This is a genomic window from Flavobacterium omnivorum (genome assembly GCF_900099915.1).
Lineage (GTDB): Bacteria > Bacteroidota > Bacteroidia > Flavobacteriales > Flavobacteriaceae > Flavobacterium > Flavobacterium omnivorum.
The window spans coordinates 25,781-37,782 of the sequence record NZ_FNDB01000020.1; the positions used below are offsets into that span (position 1 = coordinate 25,781).

The following is a 12,002-nucleotide window of genomic DNA, read 5'->3' on the forward strand; positions in this document are numbered from 1 at the left end:
TAAATACTTTTATGTTACAATCCTGCAGCCTCTACTGGTTGTTCAATTAGAATTAAATTATTCTGTTCTACGACTTCTAATCCTTTTATCTCAATTAATAAAACCTCTCTTTCCTTTTCAAAACCTTCTAATTCACTTAGAATATGTATGTGCTTTCTTTTAAGACGATTTCTAGATTTTTCTTTTATTTCTTTTACCAATATATCAGGACTTCCATAAATAATAAAACCAAAAAAAGTATACACTAACGCAATAGCTCCATTTAAATTCAAATGACTCCCTAAATCAAATATCCAATTTGAGTAAAATAAATAGCCTAAGTTGATGCCAATAAATCCAACTGCTATTATAATTCTAGACCATAAGTGGATTTTCTTTTCAGTGTTATCTAATTGATTACGACGTGGACTTAACACTTCAATATTTGTTTCCACTTCATTTAATCTTCTTTTCTTTTTATCAATGCTCTTCTCCGGTATGGTATCTATTTCTTTTGTTTTTGACTCCTTGCTTTTTTCAAATAGTTCGCCAATGAAAAATATAATTCCAATAACAGCAAAGACCCCTATAATAATATCAATTATTGATAAATATTCTTGTTGCTTCTTTTTACTCATACCAACTCTCCTTTAAACGCTTTTTGTAACAAGCAATTAAACAAATCTTCGCTTTCTTTGAGCTCTTGTTTGGCCAATTCTTTTTGCTTTTCAATTAAGGCTATTTTCTCTGCGAATTGGTTTTGCAGTTCAATAGGTGGATGTAAAATCATAATATTTTGTAATTCTTGGGCATTGATATTAGCCATACCAACAATACTCTTGCACATATTTCTTAAAACCAACTTGCCATATTTGGAATTTAGATAAGCTCTTACAAAGAATGGATTTGCTTTTTGATTAAACCTAACTCTTATAAGATACCCCGCAATAACCATAGGTTCTGAAGAATCAAAAATTGATGTTTTGCCAACAAGATCTTTACTATTAGTTCTGTTGAATAATAAATCTCCTTTTTCTACTAAATATTTATGTAAATCTTTATCAGGAATATTAACATACTTCATACTTGAATAATCCATATACCCTGCATAAGTTAAATTATTCATTCTAAGATATTGATATTGTCCCTCGTCACCTGCTTTTTCACTAGTTCCATATTTAGCTTCTTTTACCAAATCTCTTATGGTTCCTTTTGGAAATCTAAATTTATTTGTAACTGGATCGCCAAACATATCTAAAAATATGGATTGAGCTAAAACATCATATTCTTTTATTAATAGCTCTGTTTTATTACGCAAAGCTGCTGCATCATCTAGAATTTGAGCGATTTTATTTTGAATTTCTGGTGAGGGAAGTGGAATTTTAAAGTTGTTTATATGTTCATTTTTAATGTTGTTTATATTTGAACCATTTACAACATTTTGTATGTAACTAAAATATTGAGGAGATTGAAACAAATGTTTTAAATATGAGCTATGCACATTTTTGGCTCTAACTACCTTACAAAACGCACCAAAAGAAGCATTTATATTTTCCTCACAAAATGCATTTTTACCAATAATTTTTATACTACCTGTTGATGCTGTAATGAGTATATCACCTTTAAGTAAAAATTGTTTTTTATTTACTTTATTCGCCTTAACATATACTAAATCGTCAAGATCGATAGAAGCTTTTTTAATATTATTAGACCTCAAAATTGGAATGTAGCCATCAACAGGAATTTCTGAAACATCAGATTTTCCATAAGTTACACCTCTTATTTGCTCTATGTAATCTGAAATAGGAATTAGATTTTTGATAATAATAATTTTTTAAGTTCAACTCTTTTTTCATCCATTTCATTAATCCTTTGCAGGATTACTTTAGGTTCGTCATATTTCACTTCCTCGTAAAAAATTTCTTTATAACGGTTTATCGATAAATCCCAATCATTTTCTTTGATTTCGTTGAATGGTACTATAAAACTTTGAGACGTTCTATCGCTATAATCGTGGGTTAGTGTTTCTCCCATAAAATGGTTGAAAGCTAGGTTCTCAGGTACATCATTAACTTGTAATAGTTCACCGTTTTTACCGTGCATTTTTTTGAAATAATCACTTTTGTAATAGCGGTAATGGTCGAGTATTTGAGGTAAATTGAATTTATTGTGTACACTACGTTTTAGTTCCTCATCTGCATTTTCTAATGAATTACCAAAGGCAAAATCCATAAACAAATCTTCATCAACTAAAAGATTTCGTTTTACGTCAAGTGATTTACCATCAGCCAACATATCATAGAACCAAACATTATCTGTACCACCAGAACCAGTTTTGGTAAAAATAATAATAGCTGTGCTTACAGGTGTATAAGGGTTAAAAACACCATTAGGCATTGATATAACTGCTTCTAATTTGTTATTTTCAATAATTTCTTTACGAATACTTTTATGTGCATTACTATTATTAAAAAGTACTCCATCTGGCACAATTACTGCTGCGCGACCTCCTTTTTTGAGTTGGCGAAGCATTAGTGCTAAAAACAATAATTCTGTTTTTGAGGTATCAGTAACATTTTTTAATCCTGCTGAAATACTTTCTTTATCTATAGTTCCTTTGAATGGAGGATTTGCTAACATTAGGGTATAAGCATTAGAAACTGTATTGTCTTTAGAGACTGCATCCACATCTACAATATTAGGTTCTTCTATACCGTGCAGGTATAAATTCATTGATGCAATACGAAGCATAGTGGCATCAAACTCCGTCCCGTTGAACATGGTTTTGTTGATATGCTCGGATTTCTTGTCGAGTTCCGTCATTTCATTGTGCTTGTCTATGTATTCTTTGGCGGCAACCAGAAAACCCGCAGTACCGGCAGATGGATCACAAATAGTATCCTCTAATGAAGGTTGCATTAATTCTACCATCAACTTAATGATATGGCGTGGAGTTCGGAATTGTCCGGCAGTTCCACCGCCTTCTAATTTAGAAAGCAGGTATTCGTAAATATCTCCTTTTGTATCCTGATTAGTCATATCGATACGTTCCAGTTTTTCCATGACCTGGTCTAATACCGAAGGTTTAGAAATGCCAAAAGTAGCTCCTTTCATATAGGTACTAAATAGACTTTGATCTTTACCCAAAGAACGGATGAACGGGAAAACACCGTCAACAGTGTTACTGAAAATATTATGGCGTGCATTTACATCCATTTCTTTCAGGTTTTTCCAACGGAAATTTTGTTGGTTTACTTCATCTTTCTCCCCTTTGTATACTGCAAAAAGTGGGGTGTATTTAAAACCGCGCAATGCTTTACGCTCGTTACGGGTTTCGGTTTCATCAAGATCTTTGATAAAGATAAGGTAGGTGAGTTGCTCTACTATGGTAATGGTATTGGAAATTCCTCCTGTCCAGAAAGTGTTCCAGATGCCATCTATTTGTGTTTTTAATTCTCCGGTGATCATTTATTCGTGTTTGTTATTTTGGGATGTAAAGGTAATGTTTGAGTAGCAATATGAGGGTGTTGTAAATTGGTTTAAATAATTTCTATTTCTCGAGCTTGTAGTTTTTCGTCTATTATAAATTTGATACGACTTTTTTCTTTTAATGATAGTTGAATAACAGTGTCTTTAAAAACACTTATGTTTTTATTAAGTCTTTCGCAATTAACAGTTGCCCAACCATTCATGGCAATTTTTACTATTTCACCCGTTTCAAATTTATTATTGTTTTCGTCAAATTCTATTCCTTCCCAAAGTTTTTTATTGGCATTTATGTCAGAATTTTGCTGAGAGTATTCTTCGAACCAAGTCAAGATATCTATCAATTGATAGGTTAAGCTGTATAGTAAGTAAGGGGTTTTTAACTTTTTTCTATACTCTTGTACATCTATGTTTTGATTTATATCAACGTTTGATGTATGAGAAGCAGCACCTGTAATAAATATAATGTTCTTTACATTTTCTGCAATGATTTTCGGGAAGTGTATGTTTTTACATCGTACTTTAAGATGCTTAGTATCTAAGCCAGATAGAAATAAACTTGCCTCGGTTAAATTAACTTGGTTGCCGCTTTTTTGCACACATACATCATGTAAAAGACCTATATCGTTTGCTTTTCGGAAAATATGTTCTAAAATTATTCTAATTTGTGTGAAGTATAATTCATCATCAAAGTTAGATGCTCCATTTTTTACTCCAACTAAAATTTTGAGAATAGTTTTTGAAACCTCAGTATCATAATTTTTTAAGATTTCAAATATTATATGGTTCTCATGCCTAATTTGAGTGTCTAATTGATTATTAGCTGCTTCGATAATGTCATCTAATAGCTGTTTGACATCTTGTGGACTCTTTTTATTGTAGCATTTTATCTCGTTAGCTTCTAGAATTGGATTGGTTTCCTCAGTAAAGTTTGTTTGGCCGGAAAGCACAAAATACGGAAAGACTTTCCTTGACTTCAATTCATTAATTTTTCTTATTGCATTACCTAAACCAACTGAGTTCACAGTTTCGGATGTCTTGTCTTTAAAAAACAAAGCGTCTAATAAAATAACATCATAATGATTTAGTCTGCTTTCTAGTTCTTGAAATCCTTCTTCAAATGATGCAAAACCATCAATCAAAATCCCTTTTGTTTCTGCTTGAATTAGAAAAGGTTCAAATGCTACATCATCATGATCATCATCAATCCATAATATATTGTAAGTCTTACTCATATTAATTAATTTGTATTATTGGTAATAAGAACGAGATGGTTGTATTGTATTCTGAATCAACATCAGCAGAAAATATATTTAAGGCCTTTCTGCCGTTATTATGTGATTTTATAATCTCATTGATTTCGTAGCCACCAAGTCCTTTATTTTTAGTGTTTCCAGCACCGAAATTTTTTCGAATATAGTCTTCTAATTTAAAATCTTTTGGGGAAGGTTTTCCATTATTAGATATTTTAACTTCTATATAAGATTCAGATTCTAGAATATCATAATTGAGTTTTTCGGCCACTTCTACAGTTTCTGTAAATGGAACTAGTTCAATACTAATTTTGTAATTTTTATTAGTATCAAGAAAACCGTGATGTTTTGCATTGTCAATAATGTTATTTAACACCATTGTAAGTTTTTGTTCATTGGCATTTACCATAATCTTTTTTCCGAATTGTTCCAGAACATCATTGTGAATGTCAAGAATAATTTGAACATTGTCTTTAGAACTATTACTTGCGTTTTTAGTATAATTCTTTATAAATGTCAACAAATTGATATCTGTAATCTCGAAATGAGAAATGTTAATTATCGATTTATTTTCATCAACCAAAGATTGAATGAAATCTAAATTTTTACTTATAGATGTAAAAGCATCTTCAAGCGTGAATTTTTTTCTTTCACTTACCATAACCTGTTTCCAGTTTATGTCAACTTTTGCCAATGCATCTTGTATGATATCTAAAGACGAACCTATACTTAAAAGCGGTTTTCCTAAAATATGACTTAGGGAAGTGGAACTTTCTACTTCTTGCTTGTCAATTCCTTTTAAAATTTGCTCCTTATCCCTCTGTAATTTTTTGATTTGTTCAGAGAGTTCCAAAATCCCACTAACTTTCGCTTTCTGTTCTTGTATTGAAAGCAATTGTATTCTAACATTGAACAAGTCCTCTTTTTTAATAATAGGAATTACACCGGTGGTTCTGTAGCTTCCCATTTGCTCTCCGACATAATCTGCATGTAATTCATTGATGAGATAGTAGATGTCTACTTTAGTTTCATCGATTTTGAGAGCAATTATGTCGTTTGCAATGTAAATTGGTTCCCCTTCAAATTCGAAAAAGGTAGGCTTGAGTGTTTTCCACCTTGTTGCAAGTAATAGGCAAGATTCTTCAATTTTTCTGATTCCGTGAAGATGAAGCTCTTTTTTTTCAATACTTTCCAAATTTAAAATACAATCAACGACATCATCCTTTAAATCACGAATACGTATGAACTTTCCATATTCTCCTTTTGAAGCACTTGTTCCTCTAAAAAATTCAGCTATTTCTGGAACTAATACAACACCATGGAATTCTTTCGCAAAGTAACGTTGTACATTCAGATTGTAATCTGCGTTACAAATTTTATCAATGGAAACAAATTTTACAAATTCATTTTCACTATCCTGAGCTATCATTTTACTCAATTTGATATCCTCCAAACGTTTGTCACGTGGGCCTTTAGAAATAACAAAATCGTTTGCATTGACAATACGAATGAAACCATTATGAGATTGAGATTTCTTGAATACCACAATGCATGTCGGAATACCTGTATGCTTCAGTAATCCTGAAGGAAGGGAAATGATCGTGTCTATTAGGCCATTTTTGACTAATTCTTCTCTAAATCTTTGTTCTTTTCCGCCTCTAAACAAGAAACCTTGTGATACAACACAGATGAGTTTACCATTTTTAGGGAGCCTGTTAAGACTACGCTCAATTATATATCTTTCAAGAGTTAAACCATTTTCGTTAGATAAATGATTAGGGATTTTCATGCCAAAAGGTGGGGTAGAAACGATTAAATCAAATTCGCCAAAATTATTCCAATGTTCAATTGAATCATCCAAACTAAAATTTGAATCATCGAGTTCATGCGCCATTAAACGAAGTTTTCCTAAAGCCCAAGTTCTAGGATTGATTTCTTGTCCGTAATAGCGTTGGCTTTTATTTAGGAAAGTACCAAATGATGCTAAACCGGCAAATGGATTATATACAGTAGCATTGTCTGGTAAGTCAGCCAAATTCATAATAAATCGACTTATCTCTACTGGTTGGATAAATTCACCAGAAGATTTTCCTTGTGCAGCTGAAAAACGATACAATAAATTATCAAAAATTTCAGAGAAATGCTCTTTGATTTCATTTTGATTTAGACCAATCAGAAAATCAAGAATTTGTTCTAATTTTTGCGAAGGCATCGACTTAATAATTGGGCCATACACCTCAATTAATCTTTTGTAATTGTCATTTCTATATATACAATCAATTACGTCATAATTGATATCGCCAATATATTCGCTATTTCTTGCTTCAACCAACAAATTATCTTTATGCGCAGATAAAAAAAAGAAAATAACAATAAAATCTTCTGTGGAAATTGAACCTCTTAGGATATCAAAAATTCCCCAAACTTGATTTGAAATTTCATTTACTTCTTTAATATTAAAATTCTGCTCTCTCATAACTTAATTATTTATTATTACTCTGCAAAATTCATGACTAACTGTGCAAAAGTAGTGCACAGTGAATTAATACCTTTCTTTTAGCAGTTTTATTCTGTTAGAAATTGTTGTTACCAAATCTTCAGGCGCTATCACTTTTACTTTTTCACCAAAAGAAAGAATTCTCATTTCCAGTTCATAGTTTAGCATTACCTTGATTCTTACTTCTAAAGAACCATCTTCAAGTAATTTTGTTTTTTGAGACCAGTGCAGCGGTTTAGTATCGATATAAGGTGCTTGCTCTTTGCTAAATATCAATTTCACTTCTTCTAATTGTTTATTTAGGTCTTTAGAAACTCCAATTATATCGTCAAAGAAATCTACCCAATCGGTAGTGTCTTCTCTATATTTTTCATTAGTCTTTTCGATGTCTCCATTAATTCTGTCTAATGCCAGGTTCCAATGTTGGTTTTGATTGAACTCGTTATATCCGAAAACAAACCACCTGTTATTGTACTGTTTTAAGAAGTATGGATGAAAAGTTACAGTGTATTCTGGTGTATTGAAAGGTTCGTATTTTACCTTAATTACACTCTTGTTAATTATCGCATTAAATAATGGTGTTATGTGTTTATATCCTTTGTAATCGATATTCGACTCTAAAGACATTACTTTTTGATCTTGATTTTTCAATCCGAATTTGTCATTCAATAACGGCGCTATTTCATTTACCCATTCGAATTCCGGGCTGCCTTCAAATCTTTGTAAAATGGAAACTGCATTTTTTAATTGCTGAGCTTCTGTATCATTTAATGGACTGCTATTGATAGAGAAACTTTTATCAGAATAACGATAGTAATTTATGCCATTTGAACCTTTAATGGTTTCAATAGGCGCATTATATCCTGATTCACTTCGCATGAAACTAATGTCTTTTCTCAAAGTTCTGATTTCAACTCCAGAACTTTTTGAATCAAATTCTATGATAGATTCATTTACAGCATCAAGCAGGTCGTCGATACTGTATTCTTTACCGAGGTTTTGAAAACATCTGTCGAGCTTATTGTATCTTACTATTTGATGCTTGGTTGTGAACATTTTACTTTTCTAATTAAATTGAATTTTAACCAAAAGGTGTTATTTCAATCAACTTGTAAAACTAAAAATTTCAACTCATATAACCTATTCATTTTTTGTACTGGTTATCAATATTGTAAGGGACTCTTTGTGCTTGATTTATACAATTTCACTTTTTTTTTTGAAAACGTAAGGTTTCGATTTAATGTATTTAATAGTGTTATCTATTGGATTAATTTTTATGATTGAAAGTATCAATATAGCTTTGTAAATCATACAAATGAATCAATTCCTCATTGTTATCCGGCATTTGTGCCAGCTGTACAAAATTGATGTTTTGATTGTAAATCAACACAGAATCTATCGGAATCCTCTGAAGAAAAAACCTTTTTCAGAGCTATCGGAATACGCATAGGGATACAACGGCTTACTTCACGGCGTTCGCAATGACGTTAGCGCTTGTCTTTTATATCCTTATCATAAGCTATGAGGTTTATCATTTCCCTTAATCTGCTTCTTACACGATTACCATACTGATTTTCGATTTCGGTTGCGGATAGATTGGTGGTGATATGGGTTTGTAGTTTTTTGTTTGTGAATAATTCGTAACGGCTTAATAGGATTTCTGCCATTACGTTGCATTCGTTTCCGAAATATTTTAGGTTGTTTTCTGTACCTAAATCGTCAAAACAAATTGTTTTTGGTTCGGATTGGTAGAGTTTTCCTTTGCTGTATTTGTGGATGATTTCATAGCCGTCCTGGATAAATTCGAAACTGATGTCCCGGCACGGTTTAACGAAAAATTTGTGCTCGGTGGGAGTTAGGTATTTCATTAAATTTAATAATGATGTTTTTCCACAGCCGACTGGGCCAGATAGCATAATTCCTTTGTTGAGGTTGATATTGAATTGAAAACAAGTTGGCTCGTCTTTTAGAAAATAGGCAATGAGTCTGAAAATAATGGGATGGTCATTTTCAAGGATTTTGAAATGGTTTCCGTAGAGTTCAATGCCTTTCTTTTCGAGCCAGATGATTACTTCTTCGTAATTGTAATGGGATTTTATTTCTGTTTGCATTTGTGGTGTTTTTAAATTATTTAGTGAGCTTCACGAAATAATTTTTAAGGAAAAAACTTAAAAATCATTCGAAGTGAGGCTTCAAGTTTTACCACCCCGCCTTTCAGGCACCCCTCCGGAGGAGGGGAATTAAAGAGGTTCTGCATAGTTTTTTTCTGTTGAAGTATTGAGGTGTTTTGCTCTGTTTGGTTTTTCATTGGTGTTGAATTTATTTGCGTTCAGCATCCAGTTTTGTGCAGCTGCTGTCCAGTCAATCATTGGGGTTTTGCCACCAACGAGCCAACCGTTGCTGGAGAAATAATTGAAGAATTTTTGTGCTTCGAGTTCCGGGAAGTTTTGTTTGAGAAAATATGCTTTGACGTCTTCGATTGTTGGCTTCTCGACTGCGCTCGAAGTGACAAAACCTTCTTTTTCTTTTTTCGCGGAACTTTTTTCTTTTTGATTTTTATCATTTTGAATTTTTAAATCGGAATTGTCATTTTCAAAATTTTGGGATTGCTCACCCAAGTTTAAATCATTTGAAATGTTTGTTTTGTTTATATAGTTTATAGAAGGTACTAGCGCTTGTTCAGTGCCTGTCTCATTACTTGTTCCTCTCTTGTTCACTACCTGTTCAGTATTTGGTAAAATTTTTTCGTTTTTGCTTGCTCTTTTTTGAACGGGTTTTAAGTCTTCTGAAAAATTGAAAAGTATGACCATACTGCCTTTATATGGATTGAATGAGGGTTCATATTTGAGATACCCTTTGTCGTTTAATTCCCTCATGCACTTGTGATAGGTTGCTTTGGAACAAATCTTACTGATGCGCATCACCTCATCTCTGGTTATGCTTATTGGATTTTTAAAACGGTTTATATTCCAGAATTGGAATAATGCAATGTATAAACTGATATGAGTAGGGTTGAGGTTTCGATCGTGGACTATGCGGTCGAAGAATCCGGTTAGGTGTTTTATGTAATTCATTTTATTAGTGAATAGTGAGTAGTGAAAAGTGTCCTTCGACAAGCTCAGGATGACAGTGAGTGGTGAATGGTGAAAAGTAAAACGGAATTAGATTGCTTTGCTCCTCATAATGACTTTACTTGAAAAGGACAGGAAGGGCATTCACTTTATTTCCGTTTAGAAGTTTTTCAATATCAGTGTGGTCATAATACATAGTTCCGCCGATTTTCGTGTAGGAAAGTGTTCCGTTAATGCGGAGGTTTTGAAGTGTTCCTGGAGAAATGTTTAGGAGCTCCCGTACTTCAGCAGATTTTAACCATTTTTTGTTTTGGGTTGTGGTTTGCGATTCAAAGATTTTTTTGATTTCCTCTAAAAGCTCTTTTTTGAATTCGATCAAATCTTCTGTTGTGATAATTGTTGCTGCCATTTTAATGTGTTTTTAAGTTGTTAATTTTCTAGCGCTATTGTGTTACAAAATTGTTTGCTTTTATTTATTTTTTATCCCCATGGCTTTCGTAGTACCGAAGTAATTTAACATTTCGGCATTTTTAAAAGCGTGTTTTGGGGCTTGTTTAGTTTTATTTTTTTCTTTCTGTGTTTACAGTTTCGTATTTCAAGAGTATATATTTCTAAAAAAGAATGCATCAATATGTATATCCGATCAATTTAAAACTGCTAAAACTGCTTGATTGGTTGTTCCTTCCGTCAGAAATAGTAATTAATTCTGTTGAACCATCTTCTTTTTGTTTATAGTTTATCAATCTCTTGTTTTACTTGGTTCCAGTATTTTTTTGTTTGTAAATCATTAAATGCATTTTCCTCGTTGTAAAGAGTCAATAAACTTAAAATTTCATCAACTGCTATTTTGGCACATTCTTTAGCTTCTCTAAATTCTTTTGCATCGGCTCTCCATTGATGTTTATACATCTGTTTTACCAATTCTTTTGCTTTTGTTTTTGCACTCATAATATTTATCGTTCATAACCACATCTGATAACAGCTAAGGTTTTACAAAATATGGGTTGTATTTTGGGATTTAAAAATTAGTGATTTTTTGTAATTATTGGTGCTTTATAAAAGTTGTGACCTATTTAATTTCTACTTCTTGAAGCTCCTTTCCGTTAGCGATTATTACAAGAGAATTGAATTCACTATAGATGAACTTTTGATATACTCTGGGTTTACAAATTTGTTTTTTGAAGTGCAGTATCTTTCGTTAAATCTAAAACATTCTATTACTTGTGCTTTACCATCGTGAAAACAACTGACTAAATATTGATTTTTAGGATTGAAACGTGCGTAAAAATAACGGCAGTTTTCATTCTCTAAATCCAATTTTGGACTAATCCATTCAAATAATCGTAGGCGTTCCTCTTTGGTCATTTTATGATAATGTTTGTCGCTTACATCATCGAAAAACATTGACCTTGCGATTGGTCTTGGAGGAATACAAGCTTCTACGAGAAAAGCTAGTTCGAAAAAATCTATTGTAAAATTTGACATATTATAAAATTTTAAAGGCTAATAAATAGAGCAATCACCTATATACCATTTAAGCCTAGCATTTACCGTAATAAAACATTCTTTTTCCCTTTCTTATTCAAAATAAAAATAAACCGTAGCCCAGCTATGCTTAATTTTTCTTTTTCTAATAAAGAAAAAAATCTCTATTTTATTTTACAGTAAATCCTAAACTTAAATGGTATAATAGCACATTTGTAAAATGGCTTTTAA

General features: G+C 32.0%; 11 protein-coding genes. All 11 read right to left on the reverse strand.

Translation table 11 applies throughout. The features are described from left to right. Window positions 1–14: 14 nt before the first annotated feature. On the reverse strand, window positions 15–617 hold the full coding sequence (locus BLS90_RS14590; RefSeq protein ID WP_091258931.1) for a hypothetical protein: 603 nt from the start codon (window positions 615–617) through the stop codon (window positions 15–17). Continuing rightward, the gene (locus tag BLS90_RS14595; protein ID WP_317039424.1) at window positions 614–1,810 is read right to left on the reverse strand and encodes a restriction endonuclease subunit S; all 1,197 of its coding nucleotides are present in this window, start codon (window positions 1,808–1,810) and stop codon (window positions 614–616) included. Before BLS90_RS14595 ends, BLS90_RS14590 begins: the two co-directional genes overlap by 4 nt. Continuing rightward, entirely contained in the window at window positions 1,789–3,447 is a 1,659-nt protein-coding gene (locus BLS90_RS14600; protein WP_091258935.1) for a type I restriction-modification system subunit M, read from the reverse strand. Before BLS90_RS14600 ends, BLS90_RS14595 begins: the two co-directional genes overlap by 22 nt. A 71-nt stretch (window positions 3,448–3,518) precedes the next feature. After that, the gene (locus BLS90_RS14605; RefSeq protein WP_091258937.1) at window positions 3,519–4,700 is read right to left on the reverse strand and encodes a hypothetical protein; all 1,182 of its coding nucleotides are present in this window, start codon (window positions 4,698–4,700) and stop codon (window positions 3,519–3,521) included. 1 nt (window position 4,701) lies between these two features. Then, entirely contained in the window at window positions 4,702–7,194 is a 2,493-nt protein-coding gene (locus BLS90_RS14610) for an N-6 DNA methylase (protein ID WP_091258939.1), read from the reverse strand. Between the two features lie 66 nt (window positions 7,195–7,260). Continuing rightward, complete coding sequence (locus BLS90_RS14615) at window positions 7,261–8,271, reverse strand: helix-turn-helix transcriptional regulator (RefSeq protein ID WP_091258941.1); 1,011 nt, start codon at window positions 8,269–8,271, stop codon at window positions 7,261–7,263. A 431-nt stretch (window positions 8,272–8,702) separates the two neighbouring features. Then, complete coding sequence (locus tag BLS90_RS14625; protein ID WP_091258945.1) at window positions 8,703–9,326, reverse strand: P-loop NTPase family protein; 624 nt, start codon at window positions 9,324–9,326, stop codon at window positions 8,703–8,705. A gap of 129 nt (window positions 9,327–9,455) precedes the next feature. Beyond that, on the reverse strand, window positions 9,456–10,289 hold the full coding sequence (locus tag BLS90_RS14630; RefSeq protein WP_091258947.1) for a transcriptional regulator: 834 nt from the start codon (window positions 10,287–10,289) through the stop codon (window positions 9,456–9,458). 115 nt (window positions 10,290–10,404) lie between these two features. Then, the gene (locus BLS90_RS14635) at window positions 10,405–10,695 is read right to left on the reverse strand and encodes a helix-turn-helix domain-containing protein (protein WP_091258948.1); all 291 of its coding nucleotides are present in this window, start codon (window positions 10,693–10,695) and stop codon (window positions 10,405–10,407) included. 320 nt (window positions 10,696–11,015) lie between these two features. Next, window positions 11,016–11,234, reverse strand: coding sequence for a hypothetical protein (locus tag BLS90_RS14640; protein WP_091258950.1), 219 nt, complete (start codon window positions 11,232–11,234; stop codon window positions 11,016–11,018). A gap of 165 nt (window positions 11,235–11,399) precedes the next feature. Further along, on the reverse strand, window positions 11,400–11,771 hold the full coding sequence (locus BLS90_RS14645) for a hypothetical protein (RefSeq protein ID WP_091258953.1): 372 nt from the start codon (window positions 11,769–11,771) through the stop codon (window positions 11,400–11,402). Between the last annotated feature and the right edge of the window lie 231 nt (window positions 11,772–12,002).